The 26,589-nt window shown below is 71.9% G+C and carries 23 protein-coding genes and 8 pseudogenes; 19 read left to right on the forward strand and 12 right to left on the reverse strand.

Translation table 11 applies throughout. From position 1 onward, the window contains the following. Nucleotides 1–44 precede the first annotated feature (44 nt). The 10 genes from Srubr_RS39850 to Srubr_RS39890 form a co-directional block, all read right to left on the reverse strand. Entirely contained in the window at nucleotides 45–1,139 is a 1,095-nt protein-coding gene (locus tag Srubr_RS39850) for a Gfo/Idh/MocA family protein (protein ID WP_189999875.1), read from the reverse strand. Then, nucleotides 1,136–2,296 (reverse strand): DegT/DnrJ/EryC1/StrS family aminotransferase, encoded by a 1,161-nt coding sequence (locus tag Srubr_RS39855; protein WP_189999876.1) that lies wholly within the window; start codon nucleotides 2,294–2,296, stop codon nucleotides 1,136–1,138. The genes Srubr_RS39850 and Srubr_RS39855 overlap by 4 nt, the downstream gene beginning before the upstream one ends. 162 nt (nucleotides 2,297–2,458) lie before the next feature. Further along, nucleotides 2,459–2,788 (reverse strand): TPMT family class I SAM-dependent methyltransferase, encoded by a 330-nt coding sequence (locus Srubr_RS41220; RefSeq protein WP_229927022.1) that lies wholly within the window; start codon nucleotides 2,786–2,788, stop codon nucleotides 2,459–2,461. Continuing rightward, nucleotides 2,692–3,081, reverse strand: a complete 390-nt coding sequence (locus Srubr_RS41225; RefSeq protein ID WP_229927023.1) for a class I SAM-dependent methyltransferase — start codon at nucleotides 3,079–3,081, stop codon at nucleotides 2,692–2,694. Before Srubr_RS41225 ends, Srubr_RS41220 begins: the two co-directional genes overlap by 97 nt. A gap of 163 nt (nucleotides 3,082–3,244) precedes the next feature. Then, the gene (locus Srubr_RS39865; RefSeq protein WP_229927024.1) at nucleotides 3,245–4,240 is read right to left on the reverse strand and encodes a methyltransferase domain-containing protein; all 996 of its coding nucleotides are present in this window, start codon (nucleotides 4,238–4,240) and stop codon (nucleotides 3,245–3,247) included. 372 nt (nucleotides 4,241–4,612) lie between these two features. Then, on the reverse strand, nucleotides 4,613–5,728 hold the full coding sequence (locus tag Srubr_RS39870; RefSeq protein ID WP_203855108.1) for an ANL family adenylate-forming protein: 1,116 nt from the start codon (nucleotides 5,726–5,728) through the stop codon (nucleotides 4,613–4,615). Between the two features lie 624 nt (nucleotides 5,729–6,352). Next, nucleotides 6,353–6,520 (reverse strand): hypothetical protein, encoded by a 168-nt coding sequence (locus Srubr_RS39875; protein WP_203855109.1) that lies wholly within the window; start codon nucleotides 6,518–6,520, stop codon nucleotides 6,353–6,355. A 347-nt stretch (nucleotides 6,521–6,867) separates the two neighbouring features. Then, nucleotides 6,868–7,350: an acetamidase/formamidase family protein gene (locus tag Srubr_RS39880; RefSeq protein WP_203855110.1), complete on the reverse strand. Its 483-nt coding sequence runs from the start codon at nucleotides 7,348–7,350 to the stop codon at nucleotides 6,868–6,870. Between the two features lie 181 nt (nucleotides 7,351–7,531). After that, nucleotides 7,532–7,756 (reverse strand): translation initiation factor IF-1, encoded by a 225-nt coding sequence (gene infA, locus Srubr_RS39885; RefSeq protein WP_189999831.1) that lies wholly within the window; start codon nucleotides 7,754–7,756, stop codon nucleotides 7,532–7,534. Nucleotide 7,757: 1 nt separating this feature from the next. Next, a complete protein-coding gene (locus Srubr_RS39890; RefSeq protein ID WP_308445543.1) occupies nucleotides 7,758–8,315 on the reverse strand; it encodes a GNAT family N-acetyltransferase in 558 nt (185 codons plus the stop codon). A 415-nt stretch (nucleotides 8,316–8,730) separates the two neighbouring features. Here Srubr_RS39890 and Srubr_RS42165 point away from each other — a divergent pair. The 19 genes and pseudogenes from Srubr_RS42165 to Srubr_RS39950 form a co-directional block, all read left to right on the forward strand. Continuing rightward, nucleotides 8,731–8,976 (forward strand): annotated as a pseudogene (locus Srubr_RS42165) (AMP-binding protein); the annotation flags it as partial. Nucleotides 8,977–8,995: 19 nt separating this feature from the next. Then, complete coding sequence (locus tag Srubr_RS39900) at nucleotides 8,996–10,150, forward strand: long-chain fatty acid--CoA ligase (protein ID WP_203855111.1); 1,155 nt, start codon at nucleotides 8,996–8,998, stop codon at nucleotides 10,148–10,150. Beyond that, nucleotides 10,063–10,545 (forward strand): AMP-binding enzyme, encoded by a 483-nt coding sequence (locus Srubr_RS39905; RefSeq protein ID WP_230426681.1) that lies wholly within the window; start codon nucleotides 10,063–10,065, stop codon nucleotides 10,543–10,545. The genes Srubr_RS39900 and Srubr_RS39905 overlap by 88 nt, the downstream gene beginning before the upstream one ends. 292 nt (nucleotides 10,546–10,837) lie before the next feature. After that, nucleotides 10,838–11,611: pseudogene (locus Srubr_RS39910) on the forward strand (acyl carrier protein); the annotation flags it as partial. 40 nt (nucleotides 11,612–11,651) lie between these two features. Beyond that, the gene (locus tag Srubr_RS42170) at nucleotides 11,652–12,533 is read left to right on the forward strand and encodes a beta-ketoacyl synthase N-terminal-like domain-containing protein (protein WP_373319237.1); all 882 of its coding nucleotides are present in this window, start codon (nucleotides 11,652–11,654) and stop codon (nucleotides 12,531–12,533) included. Nucleotides 12,534–12,696: 163 nt separating this feature from the next. Further along, nucleotides 12,697–13,836: an acyltransferase domain-containing protein gene (locus tag Srubr_RS42175; protein WP_373319238.1), complete on the forward strand. Its 1,140-nt coding sequence runs from the start codon at nucleotides 12,697–12,699 to the stop codon at nucleotides 13,834–13,836. Next, nucleotides 13,802–14,614, forward strand: a complete 813-nt coding sequence (locus Srubr_RS41505; RefSeq protein ID WP_203855113.1) for an acyltransferase domain-containing protein — start codon at nucleotides 13,802–13,804, stop codon at nucleotides 14,612–14,614. The genes Srubr_RS42175 and Srubr_RS41505 overlap by 35 nt, the downstream gene beginning before the upstream one ends. A 339-nt stretch (nucleotides 14,615–14,953) precedes the next feature. Further along, nucleotides 14,954–15,268, forward strand: coding sequence for a hypothetical protein (locus Srubr_RS39925; RefSeq protein WP_203855114.1), 315 nt, complete (start codon nucleotides 14,954–14,956; stop codon nucleotides 15,266–15,268). A gap of 105 nt (nucleotides 15,269–15,373) precedes the next feature. Next, nucleotides 15,374–15,676 (forward strand): hypothetical protein, encoded by a 303-nt coding sequence (locus Srubr_RS39930; protein ID WP_203855115.1) that lies wholly within the window; start codon nucleotides 15,374–15,376, stop codon nucleotides 15,674–15,676. Further along, nucleotides 15,673–15,945 (forward strand): annotated as a pseudogene (locus Srubr_RS41510) (KR domain-containing protein); the annotation flags it as partial. The gene Srubr_RS39930 and the pseudogene Srubr_RS41510, both read left to right, overlap by 4 nt. A gap of 104 nt (nucleotides 15,946–16,049) precedes the next feature. Continuing rightward, nucleotides 16,050–16,109, forward strand: a pseudogene (locus tag Srubr_RS42260) (hypothetical protein); the annotation flags it as partial. Between the two features lie 454 nt (nucleotides 16,110–16,563). Further along, nucleotides 16,564–16,653 (forward strand): annotated as a pseudogene (locus Srubr_RS41520) (acyl carrier protein); the annotation flags it as partial. A 15-nt stretch (nucleotides 16,654–16,668) separates the two neighbouring features. Next, the gene (locus Srubr_RS41525) at nucleotides 16,669–17,229 is read left to right on the forward strand and encodes a polyketide synthase (RefSeq protein WP_268987388.1); all 561 of its coding nucleotides are present in this window, start codon (nucleotides 16,669–16,671) and stop codon (nucleotides 17,227–17,229) included. 32 nt (nucleotides 17,230–17,261) lie between these two features. Continuing rightward, a pseudogene (locus Srubr_RS41530) lies at nucleotides 17,262–17,486 on the forward strand (beta-ketoacyl synthase N-terminal-like domain-containing protein); the annotation flags it as partial. 105 nt (nucleotides 17,487–17,591) lie between these two features. Continuing rightward, on the forward strand, nucleotides 17,592–17,696 hold the full coding sequence (locus tag Srubr_RS41535) for a hypothetical protein (protein ID WP_268987391.1): 105 nt from the start codon (nucleotides 17,592–17,594) through the stop codon (nucleotides 17,694–17,696). Between the two features lie 119 nt (nucleotides 17,697–17,815). Further along, nucleotides 17,816–18,079 (forward strand): beta-ketoacyl-[acyl-carrier-protein] synthase family protein, encoded by a 264-nt coding sequence (locus Srubr_RS41540; protein ID WP_268987389.1) that lies wholly within the window; start codon nucleotides 17,816–17,818, stop codon nucleotides 18,077–18,079. Nucleotides 18,080–18,428: 349 nt separating this feature from the next. Next, nucleotides 18,429–18,593, forward strand: a complete 165-nt coding sequence (locus Srubr_RS39945; RefSeq protein ID WP_203855117.1) for a hypothetical protein — start codon at nucleotides 18,429–18,431, stop codon at nucleotides 18,591–18,593. Between the two features lie 69 nt (nucleotides 18,594–18,662). Continuing rightward, nucleotides 18,663–19,361 (forward strand): annotated as a pseudogene (locus Srubr_RS42185) (acyltransferase domain-containing protein); the annotation flags it as partial. 197 nt (nucleotides 19,362–19,558) lie between these two features. Further along, the gene (locus Srubr_RS39950) at nucleotides 19,559–24,751 is read left to right on the forward strand and encodes a type I polyketide synthase (protein WP_230426682.1); all 5,193 of its coding nucleotides are present in this window, start codon (nucleotides 19,559–19,561) and stop codon (nucleotides 24,749–24,751) included. A 72-nt stretch (nucleotides 24,752–24,823) separates the two neighbouring features. Here Srubr_RS39950 and Srubr_RS41765 read toward each other — a convergent pair. Further along, nucleotides 24,824–25,078: pseudogene (locus Srubr_RS41765) on the reverse strand (MbtH family NRPS accessory protein); the annotation flags it as partial. A gap of 37 nt (nucleotides 25,079–25,115) precedes the next feature. Then, nucleotides 25,116–26,318, reverse strand: coding sequence for a cytochrome P450 (locus tag Srubr_RS39960; RefSeq protein WP_230426644.1), 1,203 nt, complete (start codon nucleotides 26,316–26,318; stop codon nucleotides 25,116–25,118). Between the last annotated feature and the right edge of the window lie 271 nt (nucleotides 26,319–26,589).

Here is a 26,589-nt window from a genome sequence, read left to right on the forward strand (position 1 = left end):
GTCGAGGTCGAAGATCACCACACTGCGCACCGGTACGCTCGCCATCAGGTCGCCGCCGCGGTCATGACCGGCCCGGCGGGCAGCAGCGGTGTCGCCGAGGCCGCGTACAGCGCCTCGATCGTGCCGACGATCCGCCGCACGCCCGCGATCGCGGATCCGCACGCCGACGGATCGGCGAGGTGGTCCCTGATGTCGTCGAGCTGACGGGAGTACTCGGCGCCGATCGGCTCGGTCGGGACCGTGATCTCGCTCGTCCGGCCCCGCCGGACGACGCTGAGCCGCGGCCGCGGCTCGCGATTGGGGCTGAAGCCGAAGGTGGACCGGAGCATCGCGGTGTCGTCACTCCCCTCGATCCGGATCTCGGTGACGTCATGGCTCGCCGCGTGCGTGGCCCAGCTGGCGCGAAGGCCCACCGACAGACCGCTGCCGGTGACCAGGAAGCCGCGCACGGTGTCCTCGACGTCCGCGTCGAGTTCCGGCACCGGCTGATCATGCCGCCAGGCCGCCGTCCAGCGCGGGTCGTTGACGTGGTCGTACGAGGTGGACGCGGCGGCCTGAACGAACGCCAACGGCCCGGCGACGGTCTCCAGGACATCGAGCAGATGCCATCCGAGGTCGAACAGCACCCCGCCGCCTGCCTCCGCCCGGCTGGTGAACCAGCCCTGGGACCGGGGCACTCCGCAGGCCCGTTCCCACACCAGGTCGATGTGGCGCAGGTGGCCGAGCTCGCCGGCCAGACCGGCCAGTGCCCGCACGTCCGCGCGGTATCGGCACGCACTTCCGGCCAGCAACGGGACGCCGCCTGCCCGCTCGGCCGCGGCCAGCCTGTCCGCCTCCGCGCTCGAGAGGCAGACCGGCTTCTCCACGAAGGTGGCGAGACCTCGGGTGAGAAGACGTCGCGCGAGCGCCGCGTGCAGGTGGTTGGGCGAGGCGACCAACGCGAGGTCGGCGTCCTCGGCCCGCAGCGCGTCGACGTCGCCGAAGGCCGGACGGCCGGTCGCCGCGGTGAACGCCTCCCGCCTGGCCGGATCCGGATCGACCGCGGCCACTACCTCGTAGTCACCGTTTGCCATCAGACGAGGAAGCCAGATCTCTCGGCCGGACCACCCGAACCCGACCAGTACGGTGCGGATCCTCATCCGGCGGCCACCTGGTCGGCCACGATGGCGGCGGTGTCGGTGAGAGCCTGCTCCGACGCGAGCAGGGTGCGGTGGTGCAGCCAGACGCAGTCCTGGCTGATCGCGTCGGCGTTGGGGCACCGCTTGGCGACCGCGTCGACGGACTCCTCGGGTGCGCCGGTCTCCCAGAACGCCGCGGTGCGGTAGATGGCGCGGAAGCCCGCGAACGCCGGGATCCCCGCGTCGACCAGGCGATCGACGAGGAGGTTGCGACGCTCCTCCGACCAGCCGGGAAGCCGGAACATCGCCATGTAGTGCGGATTCCGGTCGGCCCGCGCATCACCGCCCTGCGGCCGGACGCCGGGGATCTGGGCCAAGAGCTGCGACAGCAACCGCCACCGCTGCTCGCGCAGCTCGATCTGGCCGTCGAGGCGGCCCAGCTGAGCGCGCAGGACGGCGGCCGAGAACTCGTTCATCCGCATGTTGGTGCCGGCCACCTGGTGGTGATAGTTGCGGTCGGTGCGCGGCCGGCCGCAGGAGTGATGCAGGAATGCCTTCTCGTAGTCGTCCGGGTCCAAGAACAGCACCGCGCCGCCCTCGCCCGCGGTCATCAGCTTGCCGTTCTGGAAGCTGAACGCCGCGATCGAGCCCAGCTCGCCCACGCGCTTGCCCCGCCACCGGGCACCGTGCGCGTGGGCCGCGTCCTGAAGGATCCGGACGCCGGCATCGGAGGCGAGCTTGTCCAGTGCGTCCATGTCGGCCATGAGACCCGCCATGTGCACCGGCATGATCACCCGGGTCCGCGGTGTGATCGCCTCGGCGGTGGCGGTCGCGTCGATGTTGTAGGTCTCCGGATCGACGTCCACCGGCACGGCGACGGCCCCGATCCGCTGAGCGGCCTGGGACGAGGAGATGAAGGTGAACGCCGGCACGATCACTTCGGTGCCCGGTCCCGCACCCAGCACCTGCAGGGCGAGCTCCAGCGCGTGCGTGCCGTTGGTGACGGCGAGGGCGTGGTGGGCACCGTGGTATCCGGCGAACTCCCGCTCGAAGCTGTCCACCTCGCTGCCACCCATGCGCCACCACTGGCCCTGGGACAGCGCACGATCAAGAGCTCGGCGTTCGGTGTCATCGAATTGCGGCCAATCCGGAAAGGTCGGCCTCGGTCGCGGACTCATTTCTGCCTGACTCCTTCTGGTTGATTGGCCTCACGGTACGGAGTCCGATGCCTACGCCACGGCTCTTCGACCTGGCAGCCGATTCGGAATTCGCCGTCGCCCTGTTCCATGAATTCGGCGCGACGGGAGGCCTTTCAGGGGGATTCGCTCGGGGAAGGGTGGTCAGGTGCGGGTGATCGCGGCCAGCCAGCCCGGTGCCCCGTCGATGTCTCTGTTGTTCTCCAATGTCGCGGGTTCGATCGAATCGACCCGCCAGCCGTCGGCGAAGGTGGCCCGGATTTCGTCCTGGCTCACCCGCCTGGCGCGGATCCCGCCCTGGCTCTCCCGTCGCGGTCCGCTGCCGGGGTGATGGCGGTCGCTGATGCAGAGCAGGAACAACCGCGCGTCCGGCGGCATCACGGTGGCCAGGCTGCCGGCGTAGCGGACGCGTTCGGTCTCGCTGAACGCGTGGAACAGGGCGCAGTCGAGCACGGTGTCGAACTGCTCGCCCAAGTCGCCGAGTTGAGTGCGTCCCCGACCAGGAAGCGCGCCGGCAGGCCGCGCTCTTCCGCTTTGCGCCGCGCGATCCCGATCGCCGTCGACGCCGAGTCGATGCCGACCGTCGGCAGGCCGAGGGCCGCCGCCATGAGCGCGACCTCGCCGGTGCCGCACCCGACGTCGAGCACCCGGCCGCGGAAGGCGCCCGCCTCGGCGAGGTCGCGCAGGGCCGTCTGGGGGCGGCCGAGGTCCCAGAGCGGTGTTCCGGCGTAGTGCGCGTCGAAGCCCTCCACCTTGCTGCCACCCATGTGTGTCCGGCTCCTTCTGGTCGATTGGCCTCACGGTACGGAGTTCGGCGCCTACGCCACTATCCCTCAACCTGGCAGCAGATTTGTGTTTCGCCGTCGCCCCATTCTGCGAATTCGGCGCACGTGGCAGCCTTTCGGGGGTGTGCGCTCGGGAAAAGGGCGGTCAGGTGCGGGTGATACTGGCCAGCCAGGCCAGCACTCCGTCGACATATTTGTTGTTCTCCAGCATCGCGGGTTCGATCGAATCGACCCGCCAGCCGTCGGCGAAGGTGGCCCGGATTTCGTCCTGGCTCACCCGCCGCGGTCCGATATCGGGTGGATGGCGGTCGCTGAAGCAGAGCAGGAACAACCGCGCGTCCGGCGGCATCACGGTGGCCAGGCTGTCGGCGTAGCGGACTCGTTCGGCGTCGCTGAACACGTGGAACAGGCCGCAGTCGAGCACGGTGTCGAACTGCTCGCCCATGGCGCCGAGTTCGAGTGCGTCCCCGACCAGGAAGCGCGCCTGCAGGCCGCGCTCTTCCGCTTTGCGCCGCGCGATCTCGATCGCCGTCGACGCCGGGTCGATGCCGACCGTCGGCAGGCCGAGGGCCGCCGCCATGAGCGCGACCTCGCCGGTGCCGCACCCGACGTCGAGCACCCGGCCGCGGAAGGCGCCCGCCTCGGCGAGGTCGCGCAGGGCCGGTTGCGGACGGCCGGTTTCCCAGGGCGGCGTACCCGCATACCGCGCGTTGAAATGCTCGGGGGACAGGGCATCGGTGAGCCGGCGCGCCAGTTGCTCGAGTGTCTCGACCAATTCCTTGGCCTGGCCGGGGTCTTGGATCCCGGCGGCCGCGGCGAGCTGCTCGTCGATCCGCGCGGCGGCTCGGCCGGCGCTCCTGTGCCGGGCAGCCGCCCGGACGACCGTTTGTCCGTCCGGGGCGGCCGCGGTGGTGACCGCACCCCGGTCGCGCAGGGTGGCGACGCTCGTCTCCACGTGGCTCGCCGGGAAGCCGGTGCGGTTGGCGATCTCGGTGACCGAGGTGTCCGGGTGTTCGAACACGTCGGTCATGACGTGACGCACGCCGGGAGACAGCTGTCGCACACCGGTGGGGTCCGGGAGGGCGTCCTCGCCGATCCGCAGCAGCTTGCGCGCGAGGTCGTGCAGTTCGAAGCCGTCCATGGCCGGAGAGTCTTCCCGACGCCGGACAGCGCACGCCATCACGCAGGTTGACGGTACTGGGGATCGCTGGTCGGTCGGCTGGGGTGGTCGCTGAACTCGGGCCGGGGGCAGGTCTGTTGTGCCGGGAGCCGGTATCGGGCAGGGCCTGCGGCACCGGCCGCGCAGGTGGGCCGTGGGCGAGTGGCTCCCCGGCCGCCGGGCGGTAAGGCTCCGTCAGCCCGGCAGTCCGTCTCCAGGGCCCGGCCCGCGCGGATGCGGGCCACCAGGGCCCCGGGGCCTGGGGAGGGGCAGAGCGGCGGGCGCGTGGTGAGGCGACCGCATCGCACGTCCGGGAAGAACGCTCCGGACCGGTACGAGGAGATGCTTGCCGCGTCAGGCCTGGGGGGCGGGCCGGGTCAGTGCGGCGCGGGCGTCGGCCCGCAGCCGGACCCGATCGGGTTTGTCCCAGCCGGTCGTCGGCAGTTTCCGGCGAATGTCGATCAGGCGGGGGACGTAGGTGTCGGACAGTGCCTCGGCGACGTGACGGCGCAGTTCCCGGGGATCCGGGTCGGCGCCGGGCTCGGGCACGACGGCGGCGTAGATGTGCTCCACCCGGTCGGCGTCCTCGACCCCGCATACGGCGGCCTGGGACACGCCCGGGGCCTGCCTGAGCACCTTCTCCACCTGCTCGGGGTGGATGCGGATTCCCTTGACCTTCATCATGTTCGCGAGCCGGCCGGTCAGGTGCAGGTAGCCGTCGGTGTCGAGGTGCCCGAGGTCGCCGGTGCGCACCCAGCCGTCGCGGACGAGTGCCGCGGTGAGTGCCGGCTCGTGCCAGTAGCCGGCCGTGGGCCAGCGTGGAACCGCGCAGACCTCGCCGACCTCGCCGACGGGCAGTACCGCGCCGGTGTCGGGGTGCCGGATGCTGAGCGCCTCTGGGTTGACCGGCCGGCCCGCGCTGGAGCAGGCGCGCAGGTCGTCGTGGTCGCCGGGGGGGAGCATGGTGAGCACTCCGGTCTCGGTCGTGCCGTAGACCTGGATCAGTACGGGGCCGAAGATTTCCCGGGCCTTGCGCAGCTTGAGCGGTGCCCCGGGGCTGCCGGTGTAGATCAGCTCGGTCAGGCTGGACAGGTCGGTGGCCGCCCGGTCCGGGTGCTCGGCCAGTGCGTACACCTGCGGGGTGCCGAGGATGAGCCGGCCGATGCGGTGCTGCGCGATCGCGTGGAGCACGGCCGCGGCGTCGAAGCCGGGATGCAGGACGACCATGCCGCCGGTGATGAGCGTGTCGTCCGCGGCGAACCCGCTGGAATGGGTGAGCGGTGCGGTGATCAGGACGTTCGTCCGGCTGCTGCGGTCGATGGCCGATGCGGCCATGTCGTTCTTGACGCCGAAGGGCCAGCAGACACCCTTCGGCAGGCCGCTCGCCCCACTGGTCTGGGTGATCACCGCGAGGTCGCTGTCGGTGATGTCCGGGCACGGGCCTACTCCGTCACCGCGACCGTCTGTCAAATCCCCGTGGTCCGGCTGTCCTGCGCCAGTACGGGCCAGGACCGGCCGACCGGTCGCGTTCACCAGCAGCTTCCCGTGCCCGTAGCCTCGTTGGCCGGTCGAACCCGCCAGCAATCCGGGCGCCTGACAAATCCGAGACGATGGCGCGCGGCAAGGTCCATGCGCAGCGCGTCGTCAGGCACCACGCATTCATCCCACCACATGTGCGGCGGTCGCCCCCACCAGGTTGGCCGCCCACCGCAGGATCAGTGTGGCCGCGGTGTTTGGGCTCGGTCAGGATGCAGACGACGTCACCGCGGCCGACGCCGTGGCGGCCCATCGCGGCCGCGGCCCGGCGAAACGGCGTCGGCCAGCTCCCCGGCGGAGAAGGGGACGTCCCCCGCTGACCATGGCAGGGCGATCCGGATCGGCATCGAAATGAGTCAGCAGCTGCTGAACATAATGCACATGCGTGGTACTCATGACCCGGTTTCGCCTTCCTGTCCAAGACAATGCGATGTCCAGTGGTCGAGTGAGACGAACCGCAGGCTAAACCGGCGGCACCGAGGGCCCCATACCTCACATTGACGGCACGTGGTCGCCGCGAAAGAGCCGGCCCCGGCCTGCCCGGGAAGGCTGAACGGCTCAGGCCGCGGGGCGCAGCCAGCGGTCGACCCGGGTACGCAGGCCGGCCGGGAAGATGTCTTTGCGCAGGAGGCCGTGCACGCCCTTGGGCGGCAGGGGGACATCGACGTGGTGGACCTCGCTCTGGTCCGCGTACTGGGTGATCCGGAGCTCGCGGCCATGCTGCACAGTGCGTGGGCCTCGGCGCGGGTGACGCCGGACGCCGCGCTGAAACCAGCTGATCGTCCGCGCAGGCAGTCGACCAGTGCGGCCTCCAGGCTGTCAGCCAGTCCGATGCCGATCCAGTGCGTGTCGGTCTCGGCCAGCGGCCGGTCAGGCCCACGTTCTTGTGGAGGTCGTACCGCATCCGCAGCGCTCGGCCGTGGACTTCAGGCCGTCTGGTCGACCAGTCCGTCGCCCTGCAGGGCGTGAATGTCACCGATCCAGATCCGGGCCCCCGCTTGGCCACGGGAGGAACAGCGAGGAGCCCACGGTGAGTTCGGGGAGGGCCAGGTTGCCGCCGTGGTCGCCACCGATCAGCGCGCTTGTCTGCTCGTCGCCCGCGGTTCGACCGCGATGATGCCGGCGAACGGGTCGAGCGGCAGCGAGATGCCGTGAACGTAGTCGGCCCGGGTGCGGGTCCGGTCGAACCGGAAGTCGTGGAAGTACGGCTCGTCGAAGTCGTACGGCAGCGCGCCGGCCCGGGTGGGGAAGGCGTTGCCGCCCCAGTCGCTCAGCCGCAGTTCCGTCAGCCGGCACTCGACGACGTCGCCCGGTTCGGCACCGGTCACCTCGACCGGGCCGACGATCTGGAACGGGCAGCCCGGGTACTCCTGGCGCAGCCGCGCACGGTCGGCCGGGGACGAGCCGTACCGCAGCTGGTTTCTGCCAGTTGGTCCAGGGTGTCGGGGTAGAGAACCCTCGTCGCCGGACTCGATCCTGGCTGCCGACGCAGCGCCGGGATCGAGGACGCCCGGCCGGACCGTGGCCAATGTGGACTGAACCGTATGCATCGTCACGGCCGCAACGCTAGGCAGCCGCAGATGAGCCAGGCAAGGAAGTCCGGGCGTCACCGGGCAAGACTGTCAACGTGACTGGTGAAGGTGCACCGCGGACTTCCGGCCAGGAGGCCATCGAAGCGGTGCGGACCCCCTGAGGGGGATCAGCACCGCTCCTGCCTTGGCGTGTTCCGCCGGGCCGCTACATCCGGTGCCGGAAGGTGATCCGGCCACGGGTCAGGTCATACGGGCTCAACTCGACCGTCACCGTGTCCTGCGGCAGGATCTTGATGTAGTGCTTGCGGAGCTTCCCGCTGATGTGTGCGAGTACCTTGTGACCGTTCTCGAGTTCAACCCAGAACTTGGCGTCTTTCAGGGACTCGACGATGGTACCGACAACCTCGATACCTCGATTTACTTTTGCCACGTCAGCTCCAGGTGTTGCTCTCACGGCGGGCTCCGACGCTTTCCAACAGGCTGATCGTCGCGGTGTCGGTCTCGTCGACGTCGATCGTCGCGAGACCGAACTCGCGAGTGTGCAGAGCGTCCAGCGCGTGGACCAGCAGCGCCCTGCCGATGCCACGGCGGCGCTGGTCGGCGCGGACCTCGATGGAGCGAATCCGCGCGATCCGCGGCCTCCCGTTGTCCCGCATCGACGGCGAAATCCGGATCACACCGACTTCGACCCCCTCGACTTCGGCGCGGGACTCCTCCGCGCCGCCGGTCAACGTCACCCCCCGCCGGGGGCGACACGGCGGGCTGCGCTTCGCCGGGCACCAGCAGGTACTGCCGCTCACTTCGGTGAGGGTGAAGCCGGCCCGCCGCCAGTTCGAGATCGTGTCCGCGTCGTCGGCGTCGACCAGCGTGTAGAGCGGCGCCGGCAGTTCCGCCAGCATGGCGGCGGCCAGCCGGTCGAAGGCTGTGTCGTGCCATGCGTCGATGCTGATGTACAGTCGCCCGTCGGGCCTGCGCCCCGTGTCCGCCACTGCCGACAACCAAGTCGCCGTCGCTGGCGTGCCACTGGTCTTCGGCGACCCGCGTGATCACGGGGTCTGGGGTGGGATGCTTAAGGTTGATGGCTGTCGCCTTCCAGGAGTGCCTCTGTGCGCTCCCGCGACATCTACATCAGTCGCCTGCCGTGACCAATAGGGGGAGCACCCGGGTAATCGAACGAACATTCACGGGTCTCACCTCCTACAGGGTCTGTCACGGCCTGGAGTGAACATTACCAGACGGACGTCGTCACGCCCAACTGCGAGGGCGGAGGAACCCTGCAGACAAGCCGCACCCTGCCGCGAAGGCCACGAGGCTGAGGGATGCCCAGCCGGCACGGCCGCTCCTAGCCTCCGCATGTAGGCAGAAGGCTTTTTGGTGCCCGATGAGGTTTCGCTCCACGAGAGGATGCGTGATTCCGTGCGCGCCGAGCTGATCAGAGCGCTCCCCCTGGTGTTGCGGGAGCACGCGGACAACTTCGGTGGGAAGGTCGCCTTCGAGGACGCGGAGCGGGCGGTCACGTACGCCGATCTGGAGGCGCGGACCCGGCGGCTGGCCGGGCATCTGGCGGGACTCGGTGTGCGGCGCGGCGATCGGGTGATGATCTGCCTGCGCAACAGCGTGGAGATGCTGGAGAGTTACCTCGCGATCCTTCGCGCGGACGCCGATCGGGGTGCCGGTCAACCCCGCGTCCACCGACTTCGAACTGGACTATCTCCTGGCCGACAGCGAGGCGGCCGTCGTCATCACCGACCCCGTGCACGTGGCCGGCTTCCTGCGCTCGCCGTCCCTGCCCCGCGGCGCCAGGCTGCTGGTGACCGGCGACGCACCCGCGCACGCGTCGGTCCACGCCTACCAGGAACTCGTCAGGACCGAGCCCGCGGAACCCGCACGGGACGATCTCGGCCTGGACGACGTGGCATGGACGTTCTACACCTCGGGGACCACCGGGGAACCGAAGGGAGTGCTGTCCAGCCAGCGCAACTGCTTGTACTCGGTGGCGGCGAGCTATGTGCCGATCCCCGGGCTGTCGGCCGACGATCGCGTGCTGTGGCCGCTGCCGTTGTTCCACAGCCTCTCCCACATCGCGTGCGTGCTGGCGGTGACCGCGGTCGGCGCGACCGCCCGGATCATGGACAGCCCTTCGGGCGACGAGTTCCTGGAGGCCGCCCGGGAAACCCGGGCCACCTTCGTGGCGGGTGTGCCGACCACCTACCACTACCTTCTGGAGGCGCGGCGCCAGCGCCGGATCACCCTGCCGGACCTGCGGATCGGGCTGGTCGGGGGAGCGGTCGCCGGCCCAGGGCTGTGCCGGTCGTTCCGCGAGGAGTTCGGGGTGCCGCTGGTCGATGCGTACGGCAGCACCGAGACGTGCGGGGCGATCACCATGAACCCGCCGGGAGGCGTCCGCGTCGACGGGTCGTGCGGGCTTCCGGTGCCCGGCGTGGATGTCCGCATCGTCGACCCGGAGACCGGCCGCGACGTGCCGGCCGGCGCCGAGGGCGAGGTGTGGGTGCGCGGCCCGAACGTGACGCCCGGCTACCACAACAAACCGGAGGCGACCGCTGCCGCGTTCCAGGACGGCTGGTATCGCACGGGTGACCTCGCCCGCCGGGACGCCGCCGGGTACTTCACCATCAGCGGCCGGATCAACGATCTGATCGTCCGGGCGGGGAGAACGTCCATCCGGAGGAGATCGAGGCGGTTATCCGCGCCGTTCCGGGGATCGCCGACGTCGGCGTGGCCGGCCGGCCGCACGAGGTGCTGGGCGAGGTGCCCGTCGCCTACGTGGTCGCCGGCCCGTCAGGCGTCGAGGCCGACGCCGTGATCGAACGGTGCCGCCGGGAGCTGTCCACGTTCAAGCTTCCCGAAGAGGTCTATGAGGTGGCCGGCGTTCCGCGGACTGCGTCGGGGAAGATCCAGCGGCGCCTGCTGGCCGATCAGCCCGCCGTACTGCGATGCACGGCAAGCGGGGTGCACGACGGAGTGCTGCGCCTGGAGTGGGTGCCCGCGCCGGCCCGCGGCACCGCCGGCCCCGCGCCGACGACCTGGGCGTTCGTCGGCTCGGCCGCGGCGGGCCTCGCCGCGGCCGCGGGCTCGTCCTCCTGCTACGCCGATCTGGCCACGGCCGGCGCCGCCGAGATGACGGTGCTGCTGGCGCCCGACATGCCGGGCACCTGGGCGAGCGCCGCGCCGGGATCGAACAGCTGGTCGAGGAGCTGACGGCGTGGGCCGCGCGAGCCGGATCGGGGCAGCTGGTCCTCGTGACCCGGCGGGCAGTGGCGGTCTCGGCGCGGGACGATCCGGCCGATCCGGCTCAGGCCATGCTGGCGGCCGCGGCGGGCCAGGTGCTGGGGAGCCGGGCCATCCTGGTCGACCTGGACGGCGCATCGCCGGTCGACGCCGTGCCGTACGCGACCCTGCGTGACGAGCCGCGCTGGGCTCTGCGGTCCGGCGAGCTCCTGGTGGCCCGGCTGACCCGTCAGGCGGTCCCGGACCGGTCGATACGCGATTCATGGTCCGGCTCCGACGGCGTCGTGGTGCTGACGGGTGCGCACACCGTGCGCGGCGCCGCGGTGGCACGCCACCTGGCCTCCGTCCTCCCGAACGAGCGGCTGCTGCTGATCGCCGGCGAGGACGCCGCCGAGTGGGAGCCGGCGATCGCGGCGGGCCCCGCCGCGGTGATCCTCGCCGACGGCGACCCCGAGCTGGCCGCGAAGCTGAGCACCGCAGCGGACTTTGCCCGGACCTCGTTCATCACGATCGCGGACTCGTACGAGGTCACCGGGGCGGCAGACCCCGGCCGGGCGGTCTCGGCGGCCATGATGGGCGCCGTGGTCCACGACCGCCGACGGCGCGGTCTGGCCGGCTCGGTCCTGACCTGGTGCGAACCGGCCGGGACACGCCGGGTTCGCCCTGGTTGCGTGACGGGCTGTTCGCGCTCGACACGCTCCTTGCCACATCGGACCCGACGCCGTTGTTCGCCCTGCGTGCGCGCCGGCCGGAGCCGGGGGCCGGCGTGCCCGCCCTGCTGCGTGCCCTCTTCCCAAAGCCGCTCGTCCAGGACGGACTCGAGGACACCTCCTCCGCTCTGCGGGCAGAACTGGCCCGCCTGGACCGGCACGCGCAGCACACGCTGCTCCAGGCCCTGGTCCGGGACGAGTCCGCGGCGTCGCTCAACCAGCCCGACACCGTCGCCGTCCCGGTGGACCGGGCGTTCCGGGACCTCGGGTACAACTCGGTCGCACTCATCGAACTGCGTACCCGGCTGATGGCCAGGACCGGTCTGAAGCTGCCGACCGCAGCGGTGTTCGACCATCCGACGCCGCGTGCGCTGGCCGCGTACCTGCACGCCGAACTGGTCGGTGACACCGCTGCCGACACCCGCCGCCGGCAAACCGTCCGACCCCGACGAGCCGGTGGTGATCGTCGGGATGGCCTGCCGCCTGCCGGGCGGGATCACCGGGCCGGACGAGCTGTGGCGTCTGGTCAGCGAGGGCCGGGATGCGTCAGGGCCGTTTCCGGCCGACCGCGGCTGGGACCTGGAGCGGCTGTTCGACGCCGACCCGGGCCGGGCCGGGACCTCGTATGTCGACCGGGGCGGGTTCCTCGACGGCGCGGCCGAGTTCGACGCCGACTTCTTCGGGATCTCCCCGCGCGAGGCACTCGCGATGGACCCGCAGCAGCGGCTGCTGCTGGAGACCGCGTGGGAGGCGCTGGAGCACGCGGGAATCGACGCGTCGTCGTTGCGGGGCACCGACGCCGGGGTCTTCGCCGGCCTGATGGAGCAGGGCTACGGCACCGGCGGTCCGGTGCCCGAGGAGCTCGAGGCCTTCCAGACGACCGGAACCGCGGGCAGCGTCGCGTCGGGCCGGATCTCCTATCTGCTCGGCCTGCGGGGACCGGCGATCACCGTGGACACGGCGTGCTCGTCCTCACTGGTCGCGCTGCATCTGGCCGCCCACGCGCTGCGCCGCGGCGAGTGCTCCCTGGCCTTGGCCGGTGGTGCCACGGTGATGGCCACCCCCCAGTCATTCGTCGAGTTCTCCGGCAGCGCGCACTGGCCGCTGACGGCCGGTGCAAATCCTATGCCTCGGCCGCCGACGGCACCGCGTGGGCAGAGGGGGCCGGGATGCTGGTCCTGGAACGCCTCGGCGATGCCCGCCGCAACGGGCACCGGATCCTGGCGGTGCTGCGCGGCTCCTCGGTGAACTCCGACGGCGCGTCGAACGGCCTCACCGCACCGAGTGGTGAGGCGCAGCAACGGGTCATCCGGCAGGCACTGACGTCGGCCGGCCTGGGCCCGGCGGACATCGACGCGGTGGAGGGGCACGGGACCGGACCGTTCTGGGCGACCCGATCGAGGCCGAGGCGTTGCTGGCCACCTACGGCCGGGACCGCGACGCCGGCCAGCCCCTGTGGCTGGGATCGCTCAAATCGAACGTCGGCCACACCCAGGCCGCGGCCGGTGTCGCCGGCGTGATCAAGATGATCCAGGCGCTTCGGCACGGTGTGCTGCCGGCGACACTCAACGTGGACGAGCCCACCTCACGCGTCGACTGGTCGTCGGGCGCGGTCGCGCTGCTGACGGAGAACAGGACCTGGCCGGACCTCGGCCGTCCGCGTCGCGCGGGAATCTCCGGCTTCGGCCTGAGCGGAACGAACGCCCACGTGATCGTGGAGGAAGCACCCCGGCAGCCGGCCGTCCGGCGGCCGGCGCCACCGGCGCCATCGGCGCCCCGGATCGTGCCTCTGGTCCTGTCGGCCCGCGGAACGCGGGCGCTCAACCGGCTGGCGGACCGGCTCGTCCCGCTCATCCAGACCGCCGACGACTCGTCCTGGGCCGACATCGCCGTGGCGCTGGCCACTCGACGAGCAACCATGGACGAGCGCGCGGTCGTACTGGCCGGCTCCCGGGACGAGGCGCTGGCCGGCCTGCGCGCACTGGCCCGCGACGAGGCCAGTCCCCTCGTGGTGCGCGACAGCGCCACCTCTGACGCGTCGTCCGGCGTCGTGCTGATCTTTCCCGGGCAGGGCGCGCAGTGGGCCGGGATGGGCCGTGAGCTGCTCGATACCTCCCCCGCGTTCGCCGGGGTCGTCCAGGAGTGCGCTCGGCTGCTGACCGAATGGGCGGACTGGTCGCTGATCGACGTGCTGCGCGGCGAGGCCGACCAGGAACTGCTGGAACGCGTCGACGTCATCCAGGTGGCGAGCTTCGCGATGATGGCCGGGCTGGCCGCGCTGTGGGCGTCGGCGGGAGTCCGGCCCGACGCGGTCGTGGGCCACTCGCAGGGTGAGATCGCCGCGGCATACGTCGCCGGGGCGCTCTCCCTGCGCGACGCCATGCGGTCGTCGTGGTCCGCAGCCAGGCGATCGCCGGGACCCTGTCCGGCCGAGGAGGCATGGCGTCGGTGCGCCTCGACGCCTCCGCCGCGGCGGCCTGGCTGGCGGAAAGGGACGGCCGGTCCAGGTCGCCGCGGTGAACGGTCCGTCCTCGGTGGTGCTCTCCGGTGACCCGGAGGCGCTGGCGGACGCGTTGAGCGAACTGGCCGAGTCCGGTGTCGACGTACGGCGGGTGGCAGTCGACTACGCATCGCACAGCGACCAGGTCGAGGCCGTCCGGGACCACCTGGCGGTGGCTCTGGCCGATCTGTCGCCCGCCGAGCCCACGGTGCCCTTCCACTCGACCGTGACCGAGGGCCGGGCCACCGGAGCGCTGGATGGCGGCTACTGGTACCGCAACCTGCGGCAACAGGTCCGTTTCGGTCCCACGATCGACCGCCTGCTGGAGCAGGGATTCGGCGCGTTCGTCGAGGTCAGCCCCCACCCGTGCTGGTCCAGCCGGTCGCTGAGGCCGTACACCACGCGCCCGCGGAAGCGGTCGTCGTCGTTCGTTGCGCCGGGACGACGGCGGGCTCGGCCGTCTGGTGCGATCGATGGCCGAGCTGTTCGTCCACGGCGTCCCGGTGGACTGGCGCGGCCTGCTCGCCGACGACGTCGCCCGGCCGCGTGGGTCGACCTGCCGACGTACCCGTTCGAGCGCCAGCACTTCTGGCGCCGTCCGGTGCCGAGCGCCGGCGCGTCGGGCATGGGCCTGGACGACGCCGGCCACCCGCTGCTCGGTGCGCTCGTCCGGCTCCCCGAATCCGGTGGCCTGGTCGCGACCGGCCGATGGTCCGCGTCGACGCTCGCGTGGTGCGGCCGGCACCGAGGCCCCGACGGGTCCGACGGCGCCCCGGTCCGGGTACCGGAGGCGGGTACTGGTGGAGCTGGCACTGTGGGCAGCGGATGAGGCCGACGCCCCGGTCGTCGAGGAGCTGACCATCGATCCGGCCGTCGGCTGCCCCGCCACGGCGGGCCGCGACATACGGATCGTCGTGGGGCGGCCGGACGCTTTCTCGCCGGCGGCCGATCACGGTCTACTCGGGGCCGCCCGGAGCGGCCGTGACTCAGGAATGGACACTCCACGCCACCGCACGGCTTGACACCGTCGGCCGGCCCACCCGGCGAGTTCTCCCTCGGCCCCGCGGCCGAGGTCGCGCTCGATGACGCCGAGGCAGCCCGACGCGCACCGCTACGGCATTCATCCGGCTCTGCTCGACGCGGCGGTCCGCGCCGTTGTCTCCCCGGAATGAAGCGGCCGAAGACCTGGCGAGCGTCCAGCTTGGCGTCCGGAGCCACCGGGATTGACGTCCGCTCGGCGTCCGCGCCGACCCGTCCGGCCTGGCACATCGAGTTGACGGATCCGGCCGGGCAGCGGGTGCTGGAGGTGGCTGAACTGGTCACCGAGCAGCGGGAGCAGGCGCAGCCCGCTGCTTCCTGCGCGGGCCTCTTCCGCATCGACTGGGTCGACCACCCGCTACCGCCAAACTCCTCGGCGGCCGGCTCTGCCGCCCGCTACATCACCGACGCCACCGACCTCGTCGGCGCGCCGGCGACGTGCTGATCCACGAGGTCGACATCTCCGCCGGGGACCCTCGGGGCGCGGTCGTCGCGGAACTCGAACTGCTACAGGCGTTCCTCGCCCGGCCGGCCGGGACACGACCGACTGGTGATCGTCACGCCGGACTGGGAAGACGTCGTCACCAAGCGCCGTGCGGGGCCTGGTGCGGTCGGCCCAGTCGGAGCACCCGGGCCGGTCGTCCTGGTGGCGGTGGACGACGCGGCCGGTGCGACGAATGCTGTGATCGCGGCGGCCCTGAGCGGCGAACCGCAGCTCCGGCTCCGGGACGGCCGGGCACAGGTGCCACGGCTCGACCGGCTGCACCCGGCCGCTTCGTCATCGCAGGCCCGACCGCTCGATCCCGACGGCACCGTGCTGATCACCGGTGGTACGGAACGCTCGCGGCGGTGACCGCGCGGCACCTCGTCACCGAGCACGGTGTCCGCCATCTGATCCTGGCCGGCCGCCGCGGCCCCGAGGCCGACGGCGCCGCGGCGCTGCACGACGAGACTGGTCGGGCTCGGCGCGAACCGTTCGGCTCGTGGCCGCCGATGTGTGCGGACCGCGAGCAGGTGGTGGCGCTGCTGTCCATGGTCGAAGAGAACCACCCGCTGACCGCGGTCGTGCACACCGCCGGGGTACTGACGACGCGGTCATCACCGAGCTCGACCCCGCACCGCGTCGACGCCGTGTTCGGGGCGAAGGTGGATGCGGCCCGCCACCTGGACGACCTCACCCTGACCTCGGTCTCGCCGCCTTCGTTCTCTACTCCTCGGCCGCGGGCGTGCTCGGCAACCCGGGGCAGGGAAACTACACCGCGGCCAACGCGGCACTGGACGCCGTGGCGCGGGAACGGCGGCACGCCGGCCTGGCGGCGGTCTCGATCGCCTGGGGTTACTGGGACCGGGCCAGTGGCCTGACCCGCCACCTCGGCCACGCCGACCACCGGCGGAACCGGACAATCGGCATGGTCGCCCTGTCGGACGGCGACGGGATGCGTTGCTCGACCAGTGCCTGCGCGCCGGTGACGGCCCGGACGCGGCGCTCGTCGCCGCCGGGTTCGACCTGGCCGCGCTCCGGGCGGCCGATCAGTCGCGGGTGCCGCCCTCCTGCGGAGCCTGGTCCGGGGCAAACGGCCGATCGGCCGGGCGACCACGAACGCACGGCCGGCTCCGGCGGCGCCGGCCTCCCCCTCCGGCCGGATCAGCGCGCTGCCCCCGGCCGAGCAGTTCGACGCCCTGGTCGACCTGATCCGCCGGCAGTGCTCCCTCGTCCTTGGCCACGCGAGCACCGACGCGATCCGGCTCGACCGGACGTTCAAGGACTCGGGCTTCGACTCGCTCACCGCGCTCGAACTGCGCAACCGGCTCGCCACCGCGACCGGGCTGTCCCTGCCCCCCTCGATGATCTTCGACTTTCCGCGACCGAGGTCGCTGGCGGCCCACCTGCAGGCCAAGCTCCTCGACGACGCGCAGGCCCAGCCGGCCACCGCGCAGCCGAGGGCGACGGCCGCGGAGCCGAGGGCGACGGCCGGGGAACCGATCGCCATCGTCGCGATGGCCTGCCGGTTCCCCGGTGGCGTACACAGCCCCGAAGACCTGTGGCGGATCCTGTCCGCGGAGACCGACACGGTCACCGAGTTCCCCACCGACCGCGGCTGGGACACCGACCGGCTGTTCGATCCCGACCCGGACCACCCCGGCACCACCTACGTCCGCCACGGCGCCTTCCTCGACGACCCGGGCGCCTTCGACGCCGGCTTCTTCGGTATCTCCCCGCAAGAGGCGTTGGCGATGGACCCGCAGCAGCGACTGGTCATGGAGACCTCGTGGGAGCTGCTCGAACGCGCAGGCATCGACCCGCACAGCCTGCACGCCCAGGATGTGGGCGTCTTCGTCGGGGTGAACAGCCATGACTGGACCGTACGCACGCACCACGCGTCCGGCGTCGAGGGTTCCGCCTGACCGGCAGCTCGGGCAGCGTCCTGTCCGGAAGGGTGGCCTACCACCTGGGCCTGGAGGGCCCGGCGATCACCGTGGACACCGCCTGCTCGTCCTCACTGGTAGCCCTGCACCTGGCCGTGCAGGCCATCCGCAACGGCGAGTGCTCGATGGCGCTGGCGGGCGCGTGATGGGATGGGCACGGTGGAGACCTTCATCGAGTTCTCCCGGCAGCGGGGGCTCGCCCCGACGGCCGCTGCAAGGCGTTCGCCGACACGGCCGACGGCACCGGCTGGTCGGAGGGGGTCGGACTCCTTCTGGTCGAGCCGCTGTCCCGGGCCCGTGAGCAGGGCCACCGGGTGCTGGCCCTGGTCCGCGGAACGGCGGTGAACTCCGACGGCGCCTCCAACGGCCTCACCGCGCCGAACGGCCCGTCGCAGCAGCGCGTGATCCGCAAGGCGCTCGCCGCGGCCGGACTGCGGGGGCGATGAGGTCGACTCCGTCGAGGGCCACGGCACCGGGACCACGCTCGGCGACCCGATCGAGGCGCAGGCGTGCTGGAGAACCTACGCCGGACCGGCCGGCCGACCGACCGCTCTGGCTCGGGTCGGTGAAGTCGAACATCGGCCACACCCAGGCCGCGGCCGGCGTCGCGGGCGTGATCAAGATGGTCATGGCGATGCGGCACGGCGTCCTGCCGAGGACGCTGCACGTCGACCGGCCGTCGACCCACGTGGACTGGTCGGCGGGCGCGGTCCGGCTGCTCACCGAACGCCGCGACTGGCCTCGTGCCGGACACCGCGCCGGGCCTGGTGTGTCGTCGTTCGTATCGGCGGGACCAATGCTCACGTCATCCTGGAAGAGGGCCGGGTGAGGAGAGCGCCGTAGCATGACGCCCGACGAGATGATGACCGGGGATCCCGCCCTGGACCGCCCTCGTACGAGGGGCTGCGTTCCGGTTCCGTTCCTCCGTCGCACCCCCCGCGCTGCGTGCCCAGGCCGCCGGCTGGCGGACTTCGTGGCATCGCGGCCGGAGCTGGAGCCTGCCGACATCGCCCTCGCGCTGGCCACCGGCGCGGCGGCAGCTCGACAGCGTGCGGTCCTTGTGGTTCGGCATCGTGACAGTTGGTCGGCGATCGCGCGGTCTGCCAGGGTGCCGCGCCGCCATCGCGGCGCCCCGTGCGACGGCAGCTGGCCTTCCTGTTTCCCGTACAGGGCAGCCAGTGTCCCGGCTGGGCCGGGAACTCTGCGGCCAGGTTCCCGGTCTTACGCCGAGGGCGTTCACCGACGCCTGCCGCGCCGTCGAGACCCACTGGGCCGGTCATGCCAGCGCGCCGCTGTCCGACGTCGTCTTCGCCGCCCGGGCGCGCAGTGGAACGGCCGGCTGATCGATCAGACGATCTACACCCAGGCCGCCTGTGCGCTCTGGAAACCGCCCTGTATCGGCTCTACGAGTCATGGGACTGCGCCCGGACCTGGTCGTCGGCCACTACATCGAGAGATTCACCGCCGCGCACGTCAGCGGGTGCTCGACCTGGCCGACGCGGGAAGCTGGTCGCCACGCGGGCCCGGCTGATGCAGGCGCTACCGGCCGGCGGAGCCATGGTCGCTGTCCGGCGAGCGAGGCCGAAGTGGCACCGGAACTTGGGGGAGGCACCCGACGTCGTCCCGTCGCGGCGGTCAACAGCGCCCGGTCGCTTGTGCTGTCCGGTGCCGTAGCAGCCTTGCTGTGGGTGGCGGGAGCGAGCCGCCGCTTCGGCCACAAGACCCTCCGGCTGCCGGGGAGTCATGCCTTCCACTCACCGTTGATGCGACCGATGCTCGCCGAGTTCCGGGAGGTCGCCGAGTCGCTGACCTACCGGCCGGGCCGGGTGCCCGTCGTGTCCACGGTCACCGGCCGGCCGGACACCGGACAGCGATTGGCCACCGCCGACTACTGGGTCGAGCAGGTGCAGGCCACGGTCCGGTTCGGGGATGCGGTCAGATCGCTGCGCGATCAGGGCGTGACGACCTTCCTGGAGCTCGGGCCGGGGGGTGCGCTCACCACGATGGCGTCGGAGAGCCTGGAGTTGTCGGCGGCGTCCTGCATCGCGACGCTGCGCGCGGACGGCGCAGAAGTCGCCGACGTGATGGCGGCCCTGGGCGAACTGCACGTCCGCGGCGTGGCCCTGGACTGGCCCGCGGCGTCGGCGGCCGGCCGTCCGCCTCGGCCCTGGCCACCGAACTGCCCACCTACGCGTTCCAGAGCCGGCGGTACTGGCTCGACCAGGCGGCGCTCGGGGACGCGGTCCCCGCGGCCGAGGCCGGGCCGGCCGACGGCCGGGAGGACGTTCAGGAGAGCGTCGCCGCCCGGTTGGCGAACCGGTCCCGGAACGAACGCCGGCGGGCCGCGCTCGAGGTGGTCCGGGAGTCGGTGGCGGTCGTGCTGGGCTATCAGCCGGCCGATCTCGACGCGATGGACGACGACCAGTCGTTCAGGAGCCTGGGCTTCGATTCGCTGGGCGGAGTACGGCTGCGTAACCGGCTGCGTGACCTCACGGGCGTCGACCTGCCCGTGACGGCGGTCTTCGACCACCCGACGCCGAAGGTCCTCGCGGCGCACGTGGCCGACGAGGTGGCGGGCGAGGTGGCCGAGGTGACCGATCGGGCTCCGGTGTCCCCGGCCGACCCCGACGAGCCCATCGCGATCATCGGCATGGGCGTGCGGCTGCCCGGCGGCGTGGAGAGCCCGGACGACCTGTGGCGCCTGGTCATCGAGCGACGCGACGCGATCTCCGGCTTCCCCACCGACCGGGGCTGGGACACCGACGGGCTCTACCACCCGGATCCCGCGCACCCCGGGACCACCTACACCCGATCGGGCGGCTTCCTCTACGACGCCGCCCAGTTCGACCCTGGGCTGTTCGGGATCTCCCCGCGCGAGGCACTGGCCATGGACCCGCAGCAACGGCTGCTCCTGGAGGCGTCCTGGGAGGCCATGGAGCGGGCCGGCATCGACCCGCTGTCCGCCCGGGGCGAAGAGATCGGTGTGTTCACCGGGATCGTGCACCACGACTACGCGACCAGGCTGAACCGGATTCCCGAGGAGGTCCGTGGATACGTCATGACCGGCACGTCGCCGAGCGTCGCCTCGGGCCGGATCGCGTACGTCTTCGGCTTCGAGGGGCCGGCGGTGACCCTGGACACCGCGTGCTCGTCCTCGCTGGTCGCCATCCACCAGGCCGCGCAGGCCCTCCGGCACGGCGAGTGCACGATGGCGCTGGCGGGCGGGGCCACGGTGATGGCCAGCCCGGAGGCGTTCGTCGAGTTCTCCAGCCAGCGCGGGCTCTCCGCCGACGGCCGGTGCAAGACGTTCTCGTCCACCGCGGACGGCACCGGCTGGTCCGAGGGCGCCGGCGTCGTGCTTCTGGAGCGGCTCTCGGTGGCCCGGCAGCGCGGTCACCGTGTGCTGGCCACGATTCGCGGGTCGGCGGTCAACTCCGACGGTGTGTCCAACGGGCTGACCGCGCCGAACGGGGCGGCCCAGCAAAGGGTGATCCGGCGGGCACTCGCCTCGGCCGGCATAGGTCCCGCCGACGTCGACGCGGTGGAGGCCCACGGGACCGGCACGGTGCTCGGCGACCCGATCGAGGCGGGGGCACTGCTTGCCACGTACGGGGAGGCCCGGGATGCAGGGCAGCCGCTGTGGCTCGGGTCCTTGAAATCCAACATCGGGCACACCCAGGCGGCCGCCGGTGTGGCCGGCGTGATCAAGATGGTCGAGGCGCTGCGGCACCGTGTGCTGCCGCCGACCATCCATGTCGAGGAACCGACCGGACAGGTGGACTGGTCGGCAGGCACCCTCGCCCTGCTGACCGAGCCGCGGGAGTGGCCGCGGACCGGCCGGCCCCGGCGGGCCGGCGTCTCCGCGTTCGGTGCCAGCGGAACCAACGCGCACCTGATCCTCGAGCAGGCCCCGGCCGAGGAGGCCGCGACCGCCCCCTCCGAGGACCCGGAGCCGTTGAAGGCGCTCGCGACGAACATCGTGCCGCTGGTGGTGTCCGCCAAGAGCGCCCGGTCACTCGGCGCGCAGGCCACCCGGCTGCGAATGTTTCTGGACAGCCCCGCTCAGAGCGGCGAACCGACGCTGCCGGCGGTGGCGGACGCGCTGGTGCGTGGCCGGGCGACGCTGCCGGAGCGAGCGGTCGTGCTGGCCGGCTCGCGGGACGAGGCGCTGACCGGCCTCGCCGCGCTCGCCCGCGGCGAGGTGACGCCCAACCTGACCACGGGCAGCGTGACCGGCTCCGGAGCACCCGGCCGACTGGTTCTCGTCTTCCCGGGCCAGGGAGCGCAATGGGCGGGCATGGGGCGCACGCTGCTGGAGGGTTCCGCGGTCTTCCGGGCACGGATCGACGAGTGCGCGCGGGCACTGCGACCCTGGGTGGACTGGTCGCTGACCGATGTCCTGCGCGGCGAGGCGGACGAACAGACCCTCGGCCGCGTGGACGTCGTCCAGCCGGCGAGTTTCGCGATGATGGTCGGCCTGGCCGCGCTCTGGGAGTCGCTGGGCGTGCGGCCCGACGCGGTGGTGGGCCATTCCCAGGGGGAGATCGCGGCGGCGTGCGTCGCCGGTGTCCTGTCGCTGGCCGACGCCGCCCGCATCGTCGCGGTGCGCAGCCAGGCGATCGCGACCACACTGTCCGGCCGGGGCGGCATGGCGTCGGTGATGCTCGGCGCGGACGAGGCCAACGACCGGCTGGCGGCCTGGGCCGGCCGGCTCGAGGTGGCCGTGGTGAACAGCCCGTCCTCGGTGGTCGTCGCCGGTGACGAGGAGTCGTTGGCGGAGGCACTGGAGTCCTTGACCCGGGACGGCGTACGGACCCGCCCGGTGCCGGTGGACTACGCCTCGCACACCCACCACGTCGAACGCATCAGGGACGTCCTGGCGACGGCGCTGAGCGGGATCGACACCCGGCCTCCGCGCATACCGTTCTACTCGACGGTGACCGGTGGCTGGGTCGATGACGGCCATTGCCTCGACGCGGACTACTGGTACCAGAACCTGCGGCGGCCAGTCGGCTTCGGCCCGGCCGTGGCGAGTCTGCTGACCGAGGGCTTCGGAGTGTTCCTGGAAGTCAGCGGGCATCCGGTCCTGGTGCAGCCGATGACCGACGTCATCGACGACCCGGACGGCCCGCTGCGCGGCGCCGGGCGACCGATCGTCTCCGGCACGCTGCGCCGGGGCGCCGACGGTCCGGCATCCTTCCTCGCCGCGGCCGCGCGGCTCTTCGCCGGCGGTGTGCCGCTCGACTGGAGCGCGACACTGCCGGCGCAACCGTCCCGGCACACGGTCGAGTTGCCCACCTACGCCTTCGACCGCCAGCACTTCTGGCTGGCCGAAGCCGCCGCGGACAACGACCAACCGGCCGGCCGGGCGACGGATGCCGGCTTCTGGAACGCCATCGACGACGCCGATCCGGCGGCTCTGGCCACCATGCTCAAACTGTCCGCCCACCAGAGCCAGGCCCTGGACGCGGTACTGCCGGCCCTCGCCGACTGGCGCAAGGCACGCGAGAACTGGTCGGTCTCGGAGCGACTCCGGTACGCGATCGGCTGGGCCTCGCCCCCGCGCGAGGCCCTGGGCGTGCCCGCCGGCCGCTGGCTCGTCATCACGCCGGAGACCGCGGACGTCTTGCGCGACGGTCTGCTCGACCAGCTGCGGGCCAACGGCCTCGACGTCGTGCCCTGCGCGGTGGAAACCGGCCTGTCCAGGGACGAACTCGCCCGCAGGCTGGGCGGTTTCCTCACCGACGACGGGATCGCCGGCATCCTGTCCCTGCTCGCGCTCCCGGACCGGATGGAGAGCCACCGGCCGGATGCCGCGGCGCTCACCACCTCCACCCTGACCCTGATCCAGGCGCTCGCCGCGGCCGGTGCCACCGCGCCCCTGTGGTGCCTGACCCAGGGCGCGGTCAGCGTCGGTGTCCGCGACGCCGTCGCCGGGCCGGCCCACGTGGCCCAGGCGGCGGTGTGGGGACTCGGCCGGGCGGCCGCGCTCGAACGCCTGAACCAGTGGGGCGGTTTGATCGATCTGCCCGCCGAACCGGACGGCCGTGCCGTCCGGCACCTGCTCGGCGTGCTGACCGGCGTGTCCGGTGAGGACCAGGTGGCGATCCGACGGACCGGCGTCCATGTCCGGCGCCTGCGGCGTGCCCCCCATCCGGCCGGGACCGGGGGCGAACGGCAGTGGCGGCCGCACGGGACGGTCCTGGTCACCGGCGGTGCGGAGGGCCTCGGACGCTACGCCTCGCTGTGGCTGGCGCGGGCAGGCGCCGAGCGATTGGTGGTCACGACCAGCGGGCGCGAGCCCGGCGAGCGGGTCGAGTCACTGCGCGACGAGGTGGCGAAGCTGGACAAGGGCACCGTCGTCGAGTCGTGCGCGGACGCCGACCGGGACGCGCTCGCCGGCCTGGTCCACGCTCCGGGCCGCCCGTTGACCGCGGTCGTCCACGCCGCCGACCTGTCCCTGACCAGCTTGATCGACGAGACCGGTGACGCGGAGGTCACGGAGGTCTTCCGGGCCAAGGTGAACACCGCGGTCTGGCTCAGCGAGCTGACGGCGGACCTTCCGCTCGACGCGTTCATCGTCTTCTCCTCGATCGCCGGCATCTGGGGCGGTGGCGGTCAAGCCGCCTACGGCGCGGCGAACGCGGTCCTCGACGCGCTGGTGCGGCGTCTGCGGGCGGACGGCGTCCCGGCGCAGGCGATCGCCTGGGGTGCGCTGACCGCGGGCGGCGCGGGAATGGACGAGGAGACGCTGGCCCAGCTCCGGCGGCGCGGCGTCATCCCGATGACACCCGACACGGCGACAGCCGCGCTGGACCAGGCGGTCCAGGCCGCCACGGAATCGGTGGTCATCGCCGACATGGACTGGAGCGCCTTCATCGTGCCGTTCACGTCGGCCCGCACCAGCCCGCTCTTCGACGACCTGCCGGAGGCCGCGGCGGCGATCGAGGCGGCACAGCCCTCCGACGACTTTGCCGAGAGCGCGTCGTCGCTGATGACGTCGCTGCGCGCGGTCGGGGCCGAACAGGACCGGATCCTGCTCCGGCTGGTGCGCAGCCAGGCGTCCATGGTCCTCGGTCACGGTGGTGCCGACGGGATCGGCGCGGCCCAGGCGTTCCAGGAGGCCGGTTTCGACTCGCTGGCGGCCGTCAACTTCCGCAACAGCCTGATCACCGCCACCGGGCTGAGGCTGCCGGCCACACTGATCTTCGACTGTCCGACCCCGCAGGCGGTGGTCGCATACCTGCGCTCGGAACTGCTCGAGGCCGAGGACGACGCGGATGTCCGCGAGGAGGACGTACGGCGGATCCTGGCCTCGGTGCCCTACCAGCGCCTCAAGGAGGCCGGTGTCCTGGAGACGCTGCTCGGCCTGGCCGACGCCGAGGCGGGCGGGGCCAGGGCATCGGACGAGGGCCCCGGGCCGGAGGCGGCCGCCGACGAGCTCATCGACATCATGGACGTCGACAGTCTGATCAAGCGGGCGCTCGGCTCCGGCAGCTGATCGCCGGAGCCGAGCTGGACGGTGGCGCCGGGGCCGGCCGGAAACCGGCCGGCGCCACTGCCTGATGAGGACCAGGCACGCCTGCCGCGTGCCGGGGCCGGCGGCCACGCCCCGGCCTGGGGGCACATCGGCGAAGCCGGGCCGGAGCGAGAACTGGCCCTCGCCGTTGCAGAGCACGGGATATTCGCCGGACACCACCTCGAACGGATCGGCCGTGACGGTCTTCTCCGTCACAAGGCCATGGTTCACCCCACGCTGAAAGGGCGCCCGTCCGCGGGCTGTGGGGGCCGCTGAACGAGAAAAAGGCCCAGCAGGTGGGCAGCACACTTCGGCTGCTCCACCGCTGGGCCCGTGCTTCGGTCCGTCAGCCCTTGCGGACCTCGATGGGCAGCTGGTTGACGCCGATCATCGCCCAGGGGTTGCGCAGGTTGACCGGTAGGTCGTCGCGTACGCGGATGTCGCTGTACCGCTCCATCAGAAGGCGCAGGGCGATCCCCACCTCGAGCCGCGCCAGCGGCGCGCCGAGGCAGAAGTGCATGCCCTTGCCGAACGTCAGGTGCGGGTTGGGGGCCCGGTGGATGTCGAACCGGTCCGGGTCGGCGAAGACGCGGTCATCGCGGTTCGCGGTGGTCAGCCACGCCAGGACGAAGGCGCCGGCCGGGATCTTCTGCCCGCCGATCTCGACGTCCTTCGTCGCCTGCCGCCCGAGACGGGGGAACGGAGGCCGGTAGCGCATCGACTCCTCGACCGCGGCCGGAATCAGCGCGGGATCGGCCCGCAGCTGCGTCCACACCTCGGGGTTCTCGTGCAACGCGAGAACCGTGTTGCCCAGGGTGGAGGTCGCGGTGACGTGGCCGGCGAGCAGCAGCAGGCCGAGGAAGCCGACGGTCTCCTCGTCGTCCAGCCGCACACCGTCGACCTCGACCTCCAGAAGCTTGCTGGTGAGGTCGTCGCCCGGGTTCTTGCGGCGGCGGCGGACGAACTCCAGCAGGTGGGTGTTCAACTCGCGCAGCAGCGGCGCGACATTGTTCACCGCGCTCTCCCCGAGGGAATCCAGCGACTGTTCCGGATCGACGTTGTGCACCTCGAAGAAGGTGTCGGACAGCCGCCGGACGAACGCGCGGTCGCTGACCGGGATGCCGAGCATCTCGGCGATGACGATGAACGGCAGCGGGTAGCCCAGCTGCTCGATCAGGTCCCACTGGTCGCCGCCGGCGTCCGCGTCGTCGAGCAGCTGCAAGGTCACCTCGGTGATCCGGGGTTCAAGTCCGGCGATCATCTTCGGGGTGAACGCGCGGCTGACCAGGCCGCGCAGCCGCCGGTGCACCGGATCGTCCGCCCCGAAGTTGCCCTTCTTGAACAGATCGAAGTCTTCCTGCTTGGGAGCCAGCGGGGCGACGTCGGACGAGAAGGCCGCCGAGTCGGTCAGCACCTGCAGGACGTCGTGGTAATCGAGTACGTGCCACGCCTTGATCTTGTCGTCGAAGTGCACGGCTCCGCGCTCGCGCAGCCCGTCGAGATAGGCGAGAAAGTTGGACAGTATCCGTTCGGATTGTTTCACGCTCATGAAACTCACTTCTCTCGTACGGCCCGATTCCGCGCTACTCGCCAGCCACCGTAGAACCGGACCGAACCGGCCGGACATCCCTCACCTTGCTAAGCGTCTCAACAGCCGCCTTGCACGGACTCGTTGGACGCTCATGCCGAACCCGCTGGTGCGGCGTGTTCGCACCGCCAACCGTCAGGCCGGGGGATGGGGATCGCTTCCGGCGCGGCCTATTAATGGGGGCATGGGACTGAAGATCGGTTACAAGGCATCGGCCGAGCAGTTCGCCCCG

The sequence above is a fragment of the Streptomyces rubradiris genome (genome assembly GCF_016860525.1).
Lineage (GTDB): Bacteria > Actinomycetota > Actinomycetes > Streptomycetales > Streptomycetaceae > Streptomyces > Streptomyces rubradiris.

Coding starts and splice junctions, on each gene's coding strand:
- Srubr_RS39850 (WP_189999875.1), bottom strand. CDS start 1,139: ATGAGGATCCGCACCGTACTGGTCGGGTTCGGGTGGTCCGGCCGAGAG.
- Srubr_RS39855 (WP_189999876.1), bottom strand. CDS start 2,296: ATGAGTCCGCGACCGAGGCCGACCTTTCCGGATTGGCCGCAATTCGAT.
- Srubr_RS41225 (WP_229927023.1), bottom strand. CDS start 3,081: ATGGGTGGCAGCAAGGTGGAGGGCTTCGACGCGCACTACGCCGGAACA.
- Srubr_RS39865 (WP_229927024.1), bottom strand. CDS start 4,240: ATGGACGGCTTCGAACTGCACGACCTCGCGCGCAAGCTGCTGCGGATC.
- Srubr_RS39925 (WP_203855114.1), top strand. CDS start 14,954: ATGAAGCGGCCGAAGACCTGGCGAGCGTCCAGCTTGGCGTCCGGAGCC.
- Srubr_RS41525 (WP_268987388.1), top strand. CDS start 16,669: ATGATCTTCGACTTTCCGCGACCGAGGTCGCTGGCGGCCCACCTGCAG.
- Srubr_RS39960 (WP_230426644.1), bottom strand. CDS start 26,318: ATGAGCGTGAAACAATCCGAACGGATACTGTCCAACTTTCTCGCCTAT.